Below are 16240 nucleotides of genomic sequence, written 5' to 3' on the forward strand. Positions count from 1 at the left end.
GGACGGTTGAGCGCGACTTCGGCGACGTACGCCCCGTCGGACAGGGCGGCCACGGGGTGGCGGGTGACGACGACGGTGCTGTTCCCGGTCATGAGGCAGGCCTTTCGAGCGTGCGGAGGGAGGCCCACGGCGCGAGCGCGCCGGGGCGGGAAGGGGTGTCTGGGTTGCGGGCCGGTGTCCCTGGGAGGGCGTCCCGTGAGCAGTCATGCAAACAGGCGCCGATGTGATCCGGCCAACACCAATGGGAACTGACCGTGATATCGGAGCGATATGACCGGCGTCCGCTATGGGCCGGTGCCGGGTAGGGTCCGCGCATGGAGCTCCGTCATCTGCGCTACTTCGCCGTGCTCGCCGACGAACTGCACTTCGGCCGGGCCGCGGAACGGCTGCACATGGCCCAGCCCCCGCTGTCGCAGCGCATCCGCGACCTGGAACGGGAACTCGGTGTGCGGCTGTTCGACCGCACCCGGCACCGGGTCCAGCTCACCGAGGCCGGGGCCCTGCTCCTGGAGCACGTGCGGCCCGTGCTCGCCGGTGTCGACACCGCGCGCGAGGCGATGCGCAGGATCCGGCCGGGCGAGGCGGGCGGCCTGCGCGTCGGCGTACCCCCGGACACCGGGCCCCCGGTGCTGCGCACCCTCACCGCCGGCTTCGCGCGGCGGGCGCCCGACGTCCTGATCGACCTGCACGAACTCACCACGGACGAGCAGCTGGCGCGGCTGCGGGAGGGCGAACTCGACGCCGGCGTGGTCCGGCATCCCGCGGACACCGTGGGACTGGAGTCCGGCCCCGTCGCCCGGCGCGAGCTGGGCGTCGTGCTGCGCGCGGACCACACCGCGGCGGCGGGCGGCGGCCCCGTGCGGCTGCGCGACCTGGACGGCACCGCGCTGGTGATCTTCCCCCGGGCGATGGCGCCGCGCCTGTACGACCACATGCTGACCATCTGCCGCGACGAGGGCTTCCTGCCCGGCTCCATCCGGCACGCGCGCAACCCGAACTTCGTCCACGGGCTGGTGCTCGCGGGCCGCGGCATCCACCTCAACGAGGCCCCGGCCACCCCTCTCACCGACGGCCTGGTGTGGCGGCCCCTGGAGGGGGCGGCGCTGGCCTGGCAGACCTCGGTGGTGTGGGTGCCGAGCCGTCACAACCGGGCGATCGCCGCCTTCACCGAAGCGGTCTCGGAGGGGCTCGCCGAGGGCGGGCACCACATCGCGATCGCGGAGACGGGCGCGGCGGGCTGACGAGGCAGCGCCCCCGCGGGCACGCCGGGTCGGACGCCTCCCGTCAGGGCATCGCCCCGCCGTCGACGGGGACGTCCAGAAGCCCGGCCACGGTGGTGAGGGCCGTGCCCAGCGGGAGCGCGACCCGGGCGAGGGCGTGCCGGTCGCCGCGGGTCGGGTCCCGGTTGACGATCAGCACCGGCTTCCCGGCCTCGGCCGCCTGACGGACGAAGCGGAACCCGGACATCACCGTCAGCGAGGAGCCCAGGACCAGCAGCGAGGCCGCCTCGCGGACCAGCCGGCGGCAGTGCTCGACGCGCTGCGGCGGGACCGCCTCACCGAAGAAGACCACGTCCGGTTTGAGAATGCCGCCGCAGACCGCGCAGGGCACCACGCGGAAGTCCCCGACCTGGTCGTCGGTGAGGTCCGCGTCGCCGTCCGGGTTGATGCCGGCGGCCACCGGCGCGAAACCCGCGTTGGCCTCCTCCAGCCGCCGGGCCAGCTCCCGGCGCGGGCTGAAGGCACCGCACGAGAGGCAGACGACCCGGCCGAGGCTGCCGTGGAGTTCCACGACGTCCTCGCTGCCGGCGGCCTGATGCAGCCCGTCGACGTTCTGCGTGATCACTCCGGACAGCAGCCCGTGCCGTCCGAACGCGGCCACGGCCCGGTGACCGGCGTTCGGGAGGGCGCGGCCGAAGGTGCGCCAGCCGAGGTGGCTGCGCGCCCAGTACCGGCGCCGGGCCGCGGCGGAGCCGGTGAAGTCCTGGTAGGTCATCGGGGTGTGCCGGCTCAGGCTCCCGCCCTCGCCCCGGTAGTCCGGGATGCCCGACTCCGTGGAGATGCCCGCCCCGCTGAGCACCAGCACCCCGCCGGCGCTCAGCGCGTCGACGACCGGCGCCGGGTCCGGGGTGCCCGGCGGCAGGTCCTCGGTGGGGGTCCAGCTCAGGGTGGGACGCATGCGCATGCCGCAAGGGTACGGAAAGCGCTGTGCCCCCGGGTGGCCGCGGCCGTAGGGTTCCCGGCATGACGGAAGGGAACGACGAGAACGCCGCGGCGGTGCGGGCGGCCGTCGAGGGGGAGATGCGGCTGCTCGACCCCGAGGTGCGCGCCTCCCCGGCACGGGTGCTGGAGCTGCTGGATCCGGAGTTCACCGAGATCGGGGCCTCCGGGCGCCGGTGGAACGCGGAGTCGATCCTCACGGTGACGAGCGGCGGCTCGGTGTCCGCCGAGTCCCCGGTCGAGGTCAGCGACATGTCCGGGGTCGTCCTCGCGCCGGGTGTCGTCCACCTGACGTACTTCTCCGACAACCGGGGCCGCCGGGTGTGGCGCAGCTCGCTGTGGCGGCTGACGGGGTCGGGCTGGCGGATGTACTTCCACCAGGGCACGCCGAGCGCTTCCTAGACCGTCGCGGCGGGACCGTGGGAACTCGCCCGCCGCCTCGCGCGATACCGTGAGGACCTGATCATTCCGACGTGAGAACCGGCGGCGGTGCCGTCGCGGGGAGAAGTGAGCAACGCATGGCCATGGTGGGCCTGTTCTGGATCGCCGAGGGCGACGTGTACGTGGGCGCGAAGCCGTCCGGCCTGGCTCCCGGGGTACGCCTGACCCCCGAGGGCGTGGTGGCGCTCGGCGACCGGCAGTCCGGCGTCCACCTGTGGGAGGACGTGAGCGCCCTGACGATGACCGACGTCCCCGTGAAGTCCCTCGTGCGGCAGGCCGGCGTGATCAAGAACCTCGCCGTGACGATGGTGGTGAACCTGGCCATCCCCATGGTGCCGGACCGGGCGGACGAGGCCCCGCCGCTGATGACCCTGCACGTCACCTCGCCCGGCGCCGAGCACGAGCTGTCGGTGTACGCGGCCGCGGCCGTCGGCTACTCCCCGACGGAGATCGAGCTCTCCCGCGCCCTCCTGGCCCGCCTCACCGAGGGCGCCGCGACGATGACGACCACCCTGACGGCGATGTCGGAGTGGGGCCGCACGTCGGAGGGCGAGACACCGCGGGGCGCGGAGCGGGAGCGGCTGCTGCGGAGTTGGGCCGCCTAGGGCGCGGAGGTCCTTCGAGGGCGCCGGTCGCCGCGGCCGGCGTGCCCCGCGGCGTCAGCTCAGCGCCGCGGACAGGTTCACCCACTCGTACAGCAGGAAGACCGCGCACGCCCCCATGATCGCCAGCCAGATCACCATGACCGTGTTGTCCTTGCCGGGCTGCGGTGCGGAGGCGGTGGCCTTCTCCGGCTGCTGCGCGGAGTAGTACACGAGGACCGTGTCGCCCTCGACGCGGTCACGTGGTCCCTGGGTCTCCTTGAAGCGGACCGCGCGGCCGTCCTGGGTGGTGTAGTCGTACTCGTGCCACTGCACGCGCCGGGCCACGTTGTTGACCATCTGGACCGTGGTCCAGGCGCGCACCACCCGCGCCTGCGCGCTCAGTCCGCTCTCCCAGGCCTCGCGCCGCTGCCGCGTCCGGCGGACCAGCGCGACCGAGCCCCAGGCGAGAAGGGCCAGCAGAGCCACCATGGTGATGTGGAACAGGCCGGTCATGGCGTTGGGTACCCCCGTACTCGTCGTCGGACTTCGCATCCGCCGGACAGCCGTGTGCCGGCGCACGCGGACCCTACCCGAGCGGCGTCCGCGCCTCGGCGCCGCCCCTCGGCCCCGGGCGCGGGGTCCCAACAGGTGGGCGGAGCCCGTACTGCCGGCCGAGTCCGTCGCCTAACCTCGTGGAGGAAAGCCCGTCGGACCGCACGTGCGGGCACAGCGAGGAGGCGATCGTGTCCCGGAGGAACACCTGGTTGTTCGCGGGCGCGTTGGTGGCCTGCCTGCTCGTCGTCGGCCGCAGCGCACCGGACGACGGCCCCGTCGCCCGGCCCGTGCCCGCCGAGGCCGTCAAGGACGTCGTGCCGAACCGGGTGATGACGTGGAACATCTGCAACCCCTGCGACAAGAGCAACGCCGACCGGGCGGCGGAGATCGCCGCGTACGCGCCGCAGGTCATCGGGCTCCAGGAGGCGTGCGTACGGGACGTCGAGCAGATCCGCGAGCACCTGAAGGGCGTCTACGGGCTCGTCTACCACGTCGAGTACGGCTCGGTGCTGCGCAACCGGGGACGCTGCGGCGGATGGCCGTGGGATCCGGGGGCCTTCGGCCAGGCACTCCTGTCGGCGGCGCCGATGACGGACCGCGTCAGCGTGGAGTACCCCGACGGCGGGTCCGAGGACCGCGGGTACATGGCCGTCACCACGACGGTCGACGGCCGGTCCGTGCGGGTCTTCGACACCCACCTCGCCCAACGGCGTCAGGAGCCGGTCCGGGCGCGCCAGACCGCCGTACTCGCCGCGGCCGTCGGCCGGTACGACCGCGCCGTCGTGCTCGGTGACTTCAACGCCGTGCCGGACACCCCCGAACTCGACCCGTTCCGGGGACTGGCCGCGGACACGGACCCCGGATGCCGTCCCTCGCCCGTCGGCACCTGCGAGGCGACCACCGACTGGGAGAGCAAGTTCGACTACGTCTTCCTGCGGGGCGTCACCTCGCTCCGGCACCGCGTGCACCCGAGCCCGTACTCGGACCACCATCTGCTGCTCGCCGACCTGCGCGTCTGACCCGGCCGGCCGTCTGGCATCATGCCCGGATGACGCCAGGCCGGATCATCTTCCTCAACGGAACGTCGAGTTCGGGCAAGTCGAGCATCGCCCGCGAACTGCTCGACATCCTCGACGACGGCGTCTTCTTCCATCTGGCGGTGGACGGCTTCAACGCGATGCGCACCAAGCGCGCCCTCGGCGAGGACGACCTCGACGCGGCGCTGCGACGGACCCGGATGGGCTTTCACCGCTCCGTCGCGGCCATGGCCGAGGTGGGTAACGACGTGATCGTGGACCATGTGCTCAGCGAGCCGTGGCGGCTGCTCGACTGCCTGTCGGTCCTGCGCCCCGAGCACGTGCTGTTCGTGGGCGTCCACTGTCCGCCGGAGGAACTGACGCGCCGGGAGCGGGCGCGCGGCGACCGCCCGGTGGGCCTCGCCGCCCTCCAGTACGACCTCGTCCACCGGCACGGGGACTACGACCTGGAGTGCGACACCGGCACCGCGACCCCGCGGGAGTGCGCCGAGCGGATCAAGAGCTTCCTCCCGCACCTTCCCCGGCGCACCGCCTTCGCCCGCCTGCGCGAGCGTCACCTCACCGGCAGCGCGGCCGTCACGTGACCGGCAGCGCGGCCGACCGTTCGCCGGCCGGGCGCCTGCGCCGTGCGGTGTCGGTGAGCGACGGCGGCTGCCAGGCGCCGTCGGCGCGGTAGAGGTCGGTGCCGGGGGCCACGATCTCGTCGATCCGGTCGAGCACCGCGTCGTCGAGCAGCAGGTCGGCCCCCTTGAGCAGCGAGGTGAGCTGGTCCATGGTGCGCGGACCGGTGATCACCGAGGTGACGGCGGGGTGGACCAGCACGAAGGCGACGGCCAGCTCCGGCAGCGTGCAGCCCACCTCGTCGGCGAGGGCGACGAACTGCTCGACGGCCGCGAGCTTCGCCGCGTTGCCCGGTACGGCGGGGTCGAAGCGGTGCGGGGTGAGCTTGGCGCGGCCGGTGGTGAGGTCGATGTGCCGGCCCTCGCGGTAGGCGCCGGACAGGAATCCCGAGGCCAGCGGTGACCAGGTCAGCACGCCCATGCCCAGGCGCTCGGCGGTCGGCAGCACGGACCGTTCGACGCCGCGGGCGAGCAGCGAGTACGGCGGCTGCTCCGTGCGCAGCCGCATCAGTCCCCGGCGTTCCGCGACGTGGTGGGCCTCCACGAGGTCCTCCGCGGGGAACGTGGAGCAGCCGAACGCGCGGATCTTGCCCGCCCGCACCAGGTCGCCGAGGACGGACAGCGTCTCCTCGATGTCGGTGGTGTGGTCGGGGCGGTGCACCTGGTAGAGGTCGATCCGGTCCGTTTCCAGGCGCCGCAGACTGTCCTCGACGGCCTGGAGGATCCAGCGGCGTGAGTTGCCGCTGCGGTTGCGTCCCTCCCCGAGCGGAAAGTGGACCTTGGTGGTGAGCACGACGTCGTCCCGTCTGCCCTTGAGCGCCTTGCCGACGATCTCCTCGCACTCGCCGGCCGAGTACATGTCGGCGGTGTCCACGAAGTTGATGCCGGCGTCCAGCGCGGCGTGGATGACGCGTATGCCGTCCTCGTGGTCGGGGTTGCCGACGGAGCCGAACATCATCGTGCCGAGGCAGTGGGTGCTGACCTCGATGCCGGTCCTGCCGAGGGTGCGATAGCGCATGCCGGTGCTCCGTGACGGTGGGGCGGATGGGGAGCGTCACTCTAGGACTTGGAGTGCACTCGACAGCAAGGGGAAAGGCCGCCCGTGGATCGGGCGGCACCGGGGTACGGGACGGGACGGCCTGGGTACCCGGTGGTTCCGGGCCCTCGGACAGCCCAGGGGAGATGAGCAGGCATGGCGTCCGAAACCGCGAAGGTGCCCTCGGACGGCACCACCCTGGACGGCGATCTCACCGTGCCGACCGGCGCGCGCGGCACGGTCCTGTTCGCGCACGGCAGCGGCAGCTCGCGGCTCAGCCCCCGCAACCGCGCGGTCGCCGCCGGTCTGCGCGCAGCGGGGTTCGGGACGCTGCTGCTGGACCTCCTGACCGAGGACGAGGAGCGCGAGGACGCTGTCACCGCCCGGTACCGCTTCGACATCGCCCTGCTGGCCCGGCGTCTCGCGGACGCCGTCGACTGGCTGGGGCGCCGGCCGGACACCGCCGGCCTGCCCGTGGGCCTGTTCGGGGCGAGCACGGGAGCGGCGGCCGCCCTGATCGCGGCGGCCGAGCGGCCCCGGGCCGTGTCCGCGGTGGTGTCCCGGGGAGGCCGGCCGGACCTGGCGGGCGACGCCCTTCCCCTGGTCGCCGCACCGGTCCTGCTCGTCGTCGGAGGCGACGACGAGACGGTGCTCGGCCTCAACCGCGAGGCCGCCCGGCGGCTCACGCCCCACCACCGCATCCACGTCGTCCCGGGCGCCACCCATCTCTTCCCCGAGCCCGGCGCCCTGGAAGAGGTCACCGACGTCGCCGCCGACTGGTTCCGCGACCACCTGGGCGAAGGAGCCGGCGGCGACCGCTCCGGCTGACCCGGCGGCGCACCGCGGCGGCGGTGGCCGTTCCGTTCCCCTCCGGGAGAGAGGCAGGCGACAGATCATGCGATTCCCCGATCGCCGGGTGGCCGGCCAGGAACTCGCGCTGCGGCTCGTGGAATGGGCGTCCGACGGCGAACTGCCCCGCCCCGTCGTCCTCGCGCTGCCCCGCGGCGGCGTGCCCGTCGCCGCGGAGGTCGCCCAGGCCCTCGGGGCGCCGCTGGACGTGCTCGTCGTGCGGAAGATCGGCCTGCCCGGCAGGCCGGAGACGGGCATCGGCGCCGTCGTCGGCGACGATCCGCCCCTGTTCGACCAACGCGCCCTGACGATGCTCGGCCTCACCGAGGACCGGCTCGTCCAGGACGTGGCCCGGGAGCGGGAGGAACTCGGCCGTCGCGCCCTGCTCTACCGGGGCGATCGGGCCACGCCCGACGTCGAGGACCGCACCGTGATCCTCGTCGACGACGGCCTGGCCACCGGCGCCACCGCACGCGCCGCCCTCCGCCACCTCCGACGGCTCGATCCCGCCCGGCTGATCCTCGCCGTCCCCGTCGGCGCCCCCGAGTCCGCCGCCGAGATGCGCACGGAGGCCGACGACGTCGTGTGCCTCCGCCGGCCGCCGGACTTCCGCGCCGTCGGCCTCTGGTACGACGACTTCGACCAGGTGAGCGACGAGGAGGTCATCGAGATCCTGGCCGTGCACCGGGCGACCTCGTCCCCCGGCACATCCTGACGGCCCTCTCCCGCGATGCCGCCGGCGGCCCCGTGGCGCAGACTCGGTAACAGGGATCTGTCCGCACGCATCGTCGCGAGGTCCGCATGCCCGATGTGCCGTTCTGGCTCTGGGGAGTGTTCGCCGCCACCGTGGTCGTGTCGCTCACCGTCGACCTGCTGGCCCACCGCCGCGAACACGTCATCGGCTTCAAGGAGGCCGCCGCGTGGAGCGGACTGTGGGTGGGACTCGCCCTCATCTTCGGCGCGGTCGTCTTCCTCGTCCTCGGCGGGACGGCCGGCACCGAGTACACCACCGCCTGGCTGCTGGAGAAGAGCCTGTCGGTCGACAACCTCTTCGTGTTCGCCCTGATCTTCGCCTACTTCAAGGTGCCCCGCGCCTACCAGCACCGCGTCCTGTTCTTCGGCGTCATCGGGGCCCTGGTGTTCCGCGGCATCTTCCTGGCCGCCGGCGTGGCCGTGGTCAACCGCTTCACGGCCGTCCTGTTCGCCTTCGCCGCCGTCCTCTTCTACAGCACCTACAAGATCCTCAAGGGGGAGGACGAGAGCTTCGACCCCGGCAAGAGCCTCGCCGTCCGGCTGCTGCGCAAGATCGTGCCGGTGCGGGACGAGTACGCGGGCACCAGGTTCTTCGTCAGGGAAGCCGGCAAGCGCGTGGCGACGCCGCTGCTTGCCGTGGTCGTCGCGATCGAGGCCGCCGACCTGATCTTCGCCGTGGACAGCGTCCCGGCCGTCCTCGCGGTCAGCGACGACGCCTTCATCGTCTACACGAGCAACGCCTTCGCCATCCTGGGGCTGCGCGCCCTGTACTTCATGCTGTCGGGGCTGCTGGACCGCTTCCACTACCTGAGCACGGGCCTGGCGGTCATCCTCGCCTTCATCGGGGTCAAGCTCGTCCTCCAGGCGTCCCACAAGACCATCAGCACCTCCGTGCCGGAGATCCCCTCGCTCGTGAGCCTGGCCGTGATCGTCGTGGTCCTCGCGGGCTCCGTCGTCCTGAGCCTGCGCCGCCCCGCCGAGGCGGACTCCGACCCACCGCACGAGCCACGGGAGCACTAGGCGCAGAACGGAACAGAAGTTCGCTGAACGGGACATGAGCGCCCATGGTCCCACAAAGGTCTTTCCCTGACTTTGCTTCCGCTTTACCGTGGAGACATGACCAGTCACACAGGCGCGAGCAAGCCGCCGGACGGACAGGTCTGTCCGGTGTGCCACCACCCCGTCCACAGCGAGATCAGACGGCACAAGAGCCTCGGAATCTACGTTCCCCGCTGGTATCCGGGCCAGTGCCACAACCCCGACTGCTCCGCGGCCGTCACCGCCCCCGCCCGTTCCGCACGGCGGTGACACCGCCGACGCGGCGCGTCAGCTCCCGCGCCGTCTGCGCCACCTGGTCCGCGATGCGGTCACGTTCCGCCTCGTCGGCCGACTCACCGGGGAAGGTGACGGACACGCCCGCGATCGGGTGGGCGTGGTGGTCCAGGACGGGCGCGGCGACGGAGGAGAGGCCGGGCGTGACCTCGCCCTCCTCCGTCGCGTAACCCCGGCGCCGCACCTGGGCCAGCAGGCCCCGCAGGGCCGTCAGCGACGCGGGACCGACACCGTGCCGCAGCACGAACGCGGCCCGGTCCGGGAAGATCGCCCGCACCTGCGCCGGCGGCAGCAGCGCAAGGACCGCCCGGCCGCTGGCCGTCAGCTGGGCGGGCAGCCGCACGCCCACCTCGCTGACGAGCGGCGCCCGGCCCGGGGCGCGCTCCTCGATGACGTAGATGACCTCGCGGCCGTGCAGCACGGCGAGGTTCGCGTTGTGCCCGGTGCGGTCCACGAGCGTGGCCAGCGGCACCCGGGCCAGCCGCTGGAACGGCGCCTGGCGCTCGTACCCGGAGGCCAGCTCGAAGGCGCTGACGCCGAGCCCGTAGCGCCGCTCCTCCGGCAGATGGACCACGAAACCCTCGGCGGCGAGGGTGTCCAGCAGGTGGTAGGTCGTCGAGCGGGGCAGCCCCACGTCCCGGCTGATGGCGGCCGCGGGCACCGGGCCGGCCTGCCGCGCCAGATACCGCAGTACGGCCAGGACCTGGGCGGCGGCCGGGACGATGCTCATGGGGCGAGCGTAGACCAGTGGCGCGGCGCATCAACTGTCTGGGATCCAAGGCATTGCCGCCCGCGTATGTCTGGGATCCCAGACACTAGTGATCGACAACCCCTCGCGCGTCCCCTCCTGCCTGCGGCTTCATAGGGGCATGACCGTTGTTGTTGGTGTCGGCGCGCTCTCCGCCGACGAAGTCGTGTCCGTCGCCCGTCTCGGCACCCAGGTGGCCCTCGCCCCGGAGGCGCTCAAGGAGATCGCCCGCAGTCGCGAGGTCGTCCAGGCCCTCGCCGACGACGCCAAGCCCCACTACGGCGTCTCCACCGGGTTCGGCGCCCTGGCCACCCGCCACATCCCCGCCGAGCTGCGCGCTCAGCTCCAGCGCAGCCTGGTGCGCTCGCACGCCGCGGGCTCGGGCCCCGAGGTCGAGCGCGAGGTGGTCCGCGCGCTGATGCTGCTGCGCCTGTCCACCCTCGCCACGGGCCGTACGGGCGTACGCACGCAGACCGCGGAGGCCTACGCCGCGCTGCTGAACGCCGGCATCACCCCGGTCGTCCACGAGTACGGCTCCCTCGGCTGCTCCGGCGACCTCGCCCCCCTCGCCCACTGCGCGCTCGCCGTCATGGGCGAGGGCGAGGTCCGCACCGCCGACGGCGTGCGCAGGCCCGCCGCCGAGGCGCTCGCCGACGCGGGCATCACCCCGGTCGTGCTGGAGGAGAAGGAGGGCCTCGCCCTCATCAACGGCACCGACGGCATGCTCGGCATGCTCGTCCTCGCCGCCCACGACCTGCGCCTCCTGCTGCGGACGGCCGACATCGCCGTCGCCATGAGCGTCGAGGGCCAGCTCGGCACCGACGCCGTGTTCGCCGCCGACCTCCAGGCGCTGCGCCCGCACCCGGGTCAGGGCGACAGCGCCGGCAACCTGCGCGCCCTGCTCGCCGACTCGGCGATCGTCGCCAGCCACAAGGGCCCGGAGTGCACCCGCGTCCAGGACGCGTACTCGCTGCGCTGCTCGCCGCAGGTCCACGGCACGGCCCGCGACACCCTCACCCACGCCGAGCTGGTGGCCTCCCGCGAGCTGGCCAGCGCCGTCGACAACCCCGTCGTCACCCTCGACGGCCGCCTGGAGAGCAACGGCAACTTCCACGGCGCCCCGGTGGCCGCCGTCCTCGACTTCCTGGCCATCTCGGTCGCCGACCTCGCCTCGATCTCCGAGCGCCGCACCGACCGCTTCCTCGACCCCGCCCGCAACCGCGGCCTCAACGCCTTCCTGGCCGACGACCCCGGCGTCGACTCCGGCCACATGATCGCGCAGTACACGCAGGCCGCGATCGTCTCCGAACTCAAGCGGCTCGCCGTACCGGCCTCCACCGACTCGATCCCCTCCAGCGCCATGCAGGAGGACCACGTCTCCATGGGCTGGTCCGCCGCCCGCAAGCTGCGCCGCGCCATCGACGGGCTCGGCCGGGTCCTCGCGGTGGAGATCTTCACCGCCGCCCGCGCGCTCGACCTGCGGGCCCCGCTGAGCCCGGCGCCGGCCACCGCCGCCGTGCGCGACGGGCTGCGCGAGACGGTCGACGGCCCCGGCACCGACCGCTGGCTCGCCCCCGAGATCGAGTCGACCGTCCAGTACGTCGCCTCCGGCCGCGCCCTGGCCGCCGCGGAGTCGGTCACCGGCCCGCTGGTCTGATCAGTCCCACGTCACCGCCTCCCGGGCCCGCGGGCCCGGGAGGCTTCCGGCATTTCACACGAGAGGGCACCCGATGGCACCACAGATCCTGCGTGCGTCCGAGCGGACACCCGCACCGTGGAAGAACGGCGGCGGCGTCACGTCCGAGGTCGCCGTCCACCCCGAGGGCGCCGGGACCGGCGACTTCGCGTGGCGGGTCAGCGTCGCCGACGTCGCGCACAGCGGACCGTTCTCCGCTTTCGACGGCGTCGACCGGATCATCACCGTCATCGACGGCCCGGGCATGGCGCTGACCGTCGACGGCACCCCGCACGTGGTGGACGCCCCGTACGAGCCCTTCGCCTTCCCCGGTGACGCCGTGACCGAGTGCAGGCTGCTCGGCGGGCCGATCGTCGACTTCAACGTGATGGTCCGGCGGGCCGGCACGACGGCGCGGGTCCGCATCGAGCGGTCGGACACCGCCGTACGGCCGGGCGCCGGGACCCGCGTCCTCGCGGTCGTCCTGGCGGGGACGGCCCTGCTGCACGGGGCGTCCGTCCGCCTCGGCCGGCTCGACGCCGCCCTGTTCTCGGGGGAGGACTGCGACACCATCGGCGTCGACGGGGTTCTCGCGGTCGTCGAACTGGTCGACCTCGCCGGCCGCTGACCGGGCCGGCCCGTCGGGAACGGCCGCGGCCGCCAGGCCGCGGCTCTCGTCGCTTCTCACGGCCTGGCGGCCTGCTGTGGGCAGCCCCTTCGTCGAGATCTTCGCCGGCGTCGGGCTCAAGTCCGCGGCCGCCGTCCTCAACCTCGTCGTCCTCACCGCCGCCCTGTCCGCGATCAACAGCGACATCTTCGCCGCGGGCCGCACCATGTTCGGCCTGGCCGAGCGGGGTCAGGGCCCCGCCGTCATGCTGCGGGTGACACGCAACGGCGTGCCGTGGGTGACCACCCTCGTCATGATCGGCGCCCCGCTCGCTGAGGTTCCCCGCGCCCTTCTGGCCCTACGGGCAGATCGCCGCCATCGTCTTCATGGCCGGGGTCATGGTGCTGCTCGCCTTCGACGGGAGCACCCGGGTCGCCCTGGTCGTCGGCGCGGTGTGGCTGGCGCTCCTCGGTGGCGTCCACGCCCTCTGGGTCCGGCCGCGGCGCGAAGACCCGCAGCCGGGGTCCACACGGAAGACGACCGGCGCCGGCCCGTCCGGTGACCCGGCGGGCCTGGAGGAGCCGGCCCGCGCACCGCGATGACACTGGCCGCCGGCGCTCACTGGCTGGAGTAGCCGCCGTCCACCACGAACTCCGAGCCCGTCGCGTAACTCGCCTCGTCCGACAGCAGGTACAGCACCATGCCGGCGATCTCGTCGGGCCGCGCCGCCCGCGGGATCGGCTGGTGGGTCACCATCGCGTGCGAGCGGTCCGAGTCCGCCGTCATCTCCGTCGCCACGACCCCGGGGTGCACGGAGTTGACGCGGACGCGGTCCGGGGCGAACTCCTGCGCCGCCGCCTTCGTCATGCCGCGCACCGCCCACTTCGAGGCCGTGTAGCCGAGGATGTACGGGAACGCGATGATCCCGCCCAGCGAGGACATGTTGACGATCGAGCCGCCGCCGGCCGCCCGCATCGACGGCAGCACGGTCTTCATGCCGAGGAAGACACCCACCTCGTTGACGTCCACGACCCGTCGGTAGTCGGCCTCCGTCAGCTCCTCCACGGGGCAGCGGTGGACCAGGCCCGCGTTGTTCACCAGGCCCGTGACCGGGCCCCACACCTCCTCCGTGCGCCTGACGGCCGCCTGCCAGGCCGCCTCGCCCGTGACGTCCAGCTCCACGAACAGCGCGTCGTCCGCGCCCAGTTCCTCCGCGAGCGCCGTGCCCTCCGGCACGAGCACGTCACCGATCACCACCTTCGCGCCCTCCGCGACCAGCCGGCGCGCGCAGGCGGCGCCCAGACCGCGCGCCCCGCCCGTCACGACGACGACCTTGCCGTCCACCCGTCCGCTCATGCCGGTACCTCCCGTTGGCCGCTGTGGTGCGGGCAGCGGCGATGCTCCCAGCAGGCCCCCGGTGTCGGCACTCGGTGCTTCCCGCTCACCGGGAAACGGCACTGCCGCCGGGCGGCCCGGCGCGGGCAGGCTCGATAGGCACCCCGTGCCGGCACGGCACGAGACTCCGTCCGAGCGTCCGCAACCAGGAGAACCGCTGATGTCCGTCGATCTGACAGGGAAGGTCGCGCTGGTCACCGGCGCGGCACGAGGCATGGGCGCGGCCGAGGCCCGCCTGCTCACCGAACTCGGCGCGCACGTCGTCCTCACCGATGTGCTGGAGGCCGAGGGGGAGGCGACGGCGGCGTCCCTCGGCCCCGCCGCCCGGTTCGTCCGGCACGACGTGACCGACGAGAAGTCCTGGGACGCCGCGGTGGCCGCCGCCGTGGACGGCTTCGGCCGACTCGACGTCCTCGTCAACAACGCCGCCGTCTACAGCACGGCGACCGTCGTCGAGGAGGACCCGGCCCGCCTGGAGACGATCCTCCGGGTCGACCTGATGGGCCCGTTCCTCGGCATCCGCGCGGTCGCCGGCGCGATGCGGGCGGGCGGCGGCGGATCCATCGTCAACATCTCCTCGCAGGCCGGCCTCCAGGGCATGTGGGGGCACGGCGCCTACGGGGCGGCCAAGTGGGGGCTGCGCGGCCTCACCAGGACGGCCGCCCTCGAACTCGGCGCGGACGGCATCCGCGTCAACTCCGTGCACCCTGGGGCCATCGCCACGGCCATGACCGCCCACCTGGAGTCCAAGGAGCACCCGGGTGCCCCGCTGGGACGCGTGGGGGAGCCCGAGGAGGTGGCCCGGCTCGTCGCGTTCCTCGCCTCCGACGCCTCGTCCTACATGTCCGGCGCCGAACTCGCCGTGGACGGCGGCGCGTCGGCCGGCCGGCTGCCCGTCTTCCCGCAGCGGGGAGCGGACGCGTGACCCGCCCAGGACCCGAGGTCCGGGCGGTCATCGACCGGGCCACCGCGAGCTTCCCGCCGCTCGGCACGGAGATGACGGACATCGCCGAGGTGCGCGCCTTCTTCGCCTCCCGCCCCGTGCCCCCGGTCACCCCGCTGCCCGTCGCCCGTGTCCGCGACGAGGACGCCGACGGCGTGCCCGTACGGGTCTACGACCCGCGCCACTACGAGGACGCCCCCGTGATCGTCTTCTGCCACGGCGGCGGCTTCGCCCTGTGCGGACTCGACAGCCACGACGACTTCTGCCGCCGCACGGCCGACGCCACCGGCGCCGTCGTCGTCGCGGTGGACTACCGGCGCGCCCCCGAACACCCGTTCCCCGCCGCGCCCGAGGACGCCTACACGGCCCTGCTGTGGACCGCGAAGACGTTCCCGGACCGCCGGCTCGCCGTCGCCGGGGACAGCTCCGGCGCCAACCTCGCCACCGTCCTCGCCCTGACCGCCCGCGACCGGCGCGGCCCCGCGATCGCCTGCCAGTCGCTCTACTATCCGATGCTCGACCCCGCCCGCTCCCGGCCCTCCCACCGCGAGAACGCGCAGGGGTACTTCATTACCGCCGACCATCTGCGCTGGTACTGGGACAGCTACCTGCCCGACCCCGCGGACCGGACCGACCCGTACGCCGCTCCGCTGGCCGGCGCCGACCTGTCCGGGCTCCCGCCGGCCCATGTCGTCACCGCCGGCCTCGACCCCCTGCGGGACGAGGGCCTCGCGTATGCCGCAGCCCTCGCGGCGGCCGGAGTCCCCGTGCGGGCACACCACTACGCCGGCATGTTCCACGGGTTCCTGTCGATGGCCGGCGCCCTGCCCGAGGCGGCCGCGGCCCGCGACACCGCGTTCGGCGTCCTGCGCCGGGGACTCGGCGCCGGCTGAGTCCGGACGCGGACGAGGGCCCCGCCTCCCGCAGGAGGACGGGGCCCTCGCGTGTGCCGTCAGCGGGGGATCAGGTCGAACCCCTTGTAGCCGGACGCCGCGACGTCCGCGATGATCCGCCCGTACACCCCGAACCCGCCCACGTACGGCATGAACACCCGTGGCTTGCCCGGGATGTTGGCGCCGAGGTACCAGGAGTCCGCCGACATCATCAGGGTGGCCGCCGCGCGGTCACGGCACTCGGCGACCCACTCCTCCACGGCCTCCCCGGTCGCCTCGACGGCCGCGTACCCGTGTGTGTCGAGGTGGCGCAGGCAGTCGGCCAGCCAGTCGCCGTGCTGCTCGGCCGCGAGGACCACGTTGGCCATGACGGAGGGACTGCCGGGACCGGTGAGGTTGAAGAAGTTCGGGAAGCCGTCGGTGCCGAGACCGAGGTAGGTGCGCGGGCCCGCCCGCCAGACGTCCCTGAGGAGCCGTCCGCCCCGGCCGCGCACCTCGATCCGGTCGACGGCGCCGGTCATCGCGTCGAACCCGGTGGCGTAGACGAGCGTGT

General features: G+C 73.5%; 18 protein-coding genes and 2 pseudogenes. 14 read left to right on the forward strand and 6 right to left on the reverse strand.

Annotation, left to right across the window (positions count from 1 at the left end):
- The first annotated feature begins 314 nt into the window (after positions 1-314).
- Positions 315-1241 (forward strand): LysR family transcriptional regulator, encoded by a 927-nt coding sequence (locus GTW67_RS26770; RefSeq protein ID WP_161167350.1) that lies wholly within the window; start codon positions 315-317, stop codon positions 1239-1241.
- A gap of 43 nt (positions 1242-1284) precedes the next feature.
- Here GTW67_RS26770 and GTW67_RS26775 read toward each other — a convergent pair whose 3' ends face one another.
- Entirely contained in the window at positions 1285-2184 is a 900-nt protein-coding gene (locus tag GTW67_RS26775; protein WP_161167351.1) for an NAD-dependent protein deacetylase, read from the reverse strand.
- Between the two features lie 59 nt (positions 2185-2243).
- On the opposite strand from GTW67_RS26775, the gene GTW67_RS26780 reads away from it, so the two are divergent.
- A complete protein-coding gene (locus GTW67_RS26780) occupies positions 2244-2621 on the forward strand; it encodes a nuclear transport factor 2 family protein (RefSeq protein WP_161167352.1) in 378 nt (125 codons plus the stop codon).
- Positions 2622-2737: 116 nt separating this feature from the next.
- Entirely contained in the window at positions 2738-3265 is a 528-nt protein-coding gene (locus GTW67_RS26785) for a hypothetical protein (protein WP_161167353.1), read from the forward strand.
- A gap of 54 nt (positions 3266-3319) precedes the next feature.
- Here the strand turns inward: GTW67_RS26785 and GTW67_RS26790 are convergent, their stop codons facing one another.
- Positions 3320-3757, reverse strand: coding sequence for a DUF3592 domain-containing protein (locus GTW67_RS26790; RefSeq protein WP_237519048.1), 438 nt, complete (start codon positions 3755-3757; stop codon positions 3320-3322).
- 227 nt (positions 3758-3984) lie between these two features.
- On the opposite strand from GTW67_RS26790, the gene GTW67_RS26795 reads away from it, so the two are divergent.
- On the forward strand, positions 3985-4818 hold the full coding sequence (locus tag GTW67_RS26795) for an endonuclease/exonuclease/phosphatase family protein (protein WP_161167366.1): 834 nt from the start codon (positions 3985-3987) through the stop codon (positions 4816-4818).
- A 29-nt stretch (positions 4819-4847) separates the two neighbouring features.
- Entirely contained in the window at positions 4848-5420 is a 573-nt protein-coding gene (locus GTW67_RS26800) for a chloramphenicol phosphotransferase CPT family protein (RefSeq protein ID WP_161167354.1), read from the forward strand.
- Here the strand turns inward: GTW67_RS26800 and GTW67_RS26805 are convergent.
- Positions 5413-6474, reverse strand: a complete 1062-nt coding sequence (locus tag GTW67_RS26805) for an aldo/keto reductase (protein ID WP_161167355.1) — start codon at positions 6472-6474, stop codon at positions 5413-5415. The genes GTW67_RS26800 and GTW67_RS26805 overlap by 8 nt on opposite strands.
- A 174-nt stretch (positions 6475-6648) precedes the next feature.
- On the opposite strand from GTW67_RS26805, the gene GTW67_RS26810 reads away from it, so the two are divergent.
- The 3 genes from GTW67_RS26810 to GTW67_RS26820 all read left to right on the forward strand — a co-directional run bounded on the left by GTW67_RS26810 (position 6649) and on the right by GTW67_RS26820 (position 9114).
- Positions 6649-7320, forward strand: a complete 672-nt coding sequence (locus tag GTW67_RS26810; RefSeq protein ID WP_161167356.1) for a dienelactone hydrolase family protein — start codon at positions 6649-6651, stop codon at positions 7318-7320.
- Positions 7321-7387: 67 nt separating this feature from the next.
- Positions 7388-8056 carry a phosphoribosyltransferase gene (locus tag GTW67_RS26815; RefSeq protein ID WP_161167357.1) on the forward strand — a complete coding sequence of 223 codons (669 nt, stop codon included), beginning with the start codon at positions 7388-7390 and terminating at the stop codon, positions 8054-8056.
- Between the two features lie 86 nt (positions 8057-8142).
- Positions 8143-9114, forward strand: a complete 972-nt coding sequence (locus tag GTW67_RS26820) for a TerC family protein (RefSeq protein WP_161167358.1) — start codon at positions 8143-8145, stop codon at positions 9112-9114.
- Between the two features lie 256 nt (positions 9115-9370).
- Here GTW67_RS26820 and GTW67_RS26825 read toward each other — a convergent pair whose 3' ends face one another.
- A complete protein-coding gene (locus GTW67_RS26825) occupies positions 9371-10156 on the reverse strand; it encodes an IclR family transcriptional regulator (RefSeq protein ID WP_161167359.1) in 786 nt (261 codons plus the stop codon).
- A gap of 139 nt (positions 10157-10295) precedes the next feature.
- Between GTW67_RS26825 and hutH the strand changes: the two genes are divergently transcribed.
- The 4 genes and pseudogenes from hutH to GTW67_RS37895 all read left to right on the forward strand — a co-directional run bounded on the left by hutH (position 10296) and on the right by GTW67_RS37895 (position 13058).
- On the forward strand, positions 10296-11831 hold the full coding sequence (hutH, locus tag GTW67_RS26830) for a histidine ammonia-lyase (RefSeq protein WP_161167360.1): 1536 nt from the start codon (positions 10296-10298) through the stop codon (positions 11829-11831).
- Between the two features lie 73 nt (positions 11832-11904).
- Positions 11905-12477, forward strand: a complete 573-nt coding sequence (locus GTW67_RS26835; RefSeq protein ID WP_161167361.1) for a HutD/Ves family protein — start codon at positions 11905-11907, stop codon at positions 12475-12477.
- Between the two features lie 76 nt (positions 12478-12553).
- A pseudogene (locus tag GTW67_RS38625) lies at positions 12554-12763 on the forward strand (hypothetical protein); the annotation flags it as partial.
- A 79-nt stretch (positions 12764-12842) separates the two neighbouring features.
- Positions 12843-13058: a hypothetical protein gene (locus GTW67_RS37895; protein WP_237519049.1), complete on the forward strand. Its 216-nt coding sequence runs from the start codon at positions 12843-12845 to the stop codon at positions 13056-13058.
- A gap of 16 nt (positions 13059-13074) precedes the next feature.
- On the opposite strand, the gene GTW67_RS26845 is transcribed toward GTW67_RS37895, so the two are convergent.
- The gene (locus GTW67_RS26845) at positions 13075-13812 is read right to left on the reverse strand and encodes a glucose 1-dehydrogenase (RefSeq protein ID WP_161167362.1); all 738 of its coding nucleotides are present in this window, start codon (positions 13810-13812) and stop codon (positions 13075-13077) included.
- Between the two features lie 199 nt (positions 13813-14011).
- On the opposite strand from GTW67_RS26845, the gene GTW67_RS26850 reads away from it, so the two are divergent.
- Both GTW67_RS26850 and GTW67_RS26855 read left to right on the forward strand, forming a co-directional pair.
- Positions 14012-14776, forward strand: a complete 765-nt coding sequence (locus tag GTW67_RS26850) for a glucose 1-dehydrogenase (protein WP_161167363.1) — start codon at positions 14012-14014, stop codon at positions 14774-14776.
- Positions 14773-15687, forward strand: coding sequence for an alpha/beta hydrolase fold domain-containing protein (locus tag GTW67_RS26855; protein WP_161167364.1), 915 nt, complete (start codon positions 14773-14775; stop codon positions 15685-15687). Before GTW67_RS26850 ends, GTW67_RS26855 begins: the two co-directional genes overlap by 4 nt.
- 59 nt (positions 15688-15746) lie before the next feature.
- On the opposite strand, the pseudogene GTW67_RS26860 reads toward GTW67_RS26855, so the two are convergent.
- Positions 15747-16240, reverse strand: a pseudogene (locus tag GTW67_RS26860) (cyclohexanone monooxygenase); the annotation flags it as partial.

The organism is Streptomyces sp. SID5910 (genome assembly GCF_009862125.1).
Lineage (GTDB): Bacteria > Actinomycetota > Actinomycetes > Streptomycetales > Streptomycetaceae > Streptomyces.

Excerpts from the sequence above, each read along its gene's own strand:
- GTW67_RS26850 (WP_161167363.1), top strand. The coding sequence starts at position 14,012 with ATGTCCGTCGATCTGACAGGGAAGGTCGCGCTGGTCACCGGCGCGGCA.
- GTW67_RS26810 (WP_161167356.1), top strand. The coding sequence starts at position 6,649 with ATGGCGTCCGAAACCGCGAAGGTGCCCTCGGACGGCACCACCCTGGAC.
- GTW67_RS26835 (WP_161167361.1), top strand. The coding sequence starts at position 11,905 with ATGGCACCACAGATCCTGCGTGCGTCCGAGCGGACACCCGCACCGTGG.
- GTW67_RS26820 (WP_161167358.1), top strand. The coding sequence starts at position 8,143 with ATGCCCGATGTGCCGTTCTGGCTCTGGGGAGTGTTCGCCGCCACCGTG.
- GTW67_RS26775 (WP_161167351.1), bottom strand. The coding sequence starts at position 2,184 with ATGCGCATGCGTCCCACCCTGAGCTGGACCCCCACCGAGGACCTGCCG.
- GTW67_RS26805 (WP_161167355.1), bottom strand. The coding sequence starts at position 6,474 with ATGCGCTATCGCACCCTCGGCAGGACCGGCATCGAGGTCAGCACCCAC.
- GTW67_RS26790 (WP_237519048.1), bottom strand. The coding sequence starts at position 3,757 with ATGACCGGCCTGTTCCACATCACCATGGTGGCTCTGCTGGCCCTTCTC.
- GTW67_RS26770 (WP_161167350.1), top strand. The coding sequence starts at position 315 with ATGGAGCTCCGTCATCTGCGCTACTTCGCCGTGCTCGCCGACGAACTG.
- GTW67_RS26845 (WP_161167362.1), bottom strand. The coding sequence starts at position 13,812 with ATGAGCGGACGGGTGGACGGCAAGGTCGTCGTCGTGACGGGCGGGGCG.
- GTW67_RS26800 (WP_161167354.1), top strand. The coding sequence starts at position 4,848 with ATGACGCCAGGCCGGATCATCTTCCTCAACGGAACGTCGAGTTCGGGC.
- GTW67_RS37895 (WP_237519049.1), top strand. The coding sequence starts at position 12,843 with ATGGCCGGGGTCATGGTGCTGCTCGCCTTCGACGGGAGCACCCGGGTC.
- GTW67_RS26785 (WP_161167353.1), top strand. The coding sequence starts at position 2,738 with ATGGCCATGGTGGGCCTGTTCTGGATCGCCGAGGGCGACGTGTACGTG.
- hutH (WP_161167360.1), top strand. The coding sequence starts at position 10,296 with ATGACCGTTGTTGTTGGTGTCGGCGCGCTCTCCGCCGACGAAGTCGTG.
- GTW67_RS26815 (WP_161167357.1), top strand. The coding sequence starts at position 7,388 with ATGCGATTCCCCGATCGCCGGGTGGCCGGCCAGGAACTCGCGCTGCGG.
- GTW67_RS26825 (WP_161167359.1), bottom strand. The coding sequence starts at position 10,156 with ATGAGCATCGTCCCGGCCGCCGCCCAGGTCCTGGCCGTACTGCGGTAT.
- GTW67_RS26780 (WP_161167352.1), top strand. The coding sequence starts at position 2,244 with ATGACGGAAGGGAACGACGAGAACGCCGCGGCGGTGCGGGCGGCCGTC.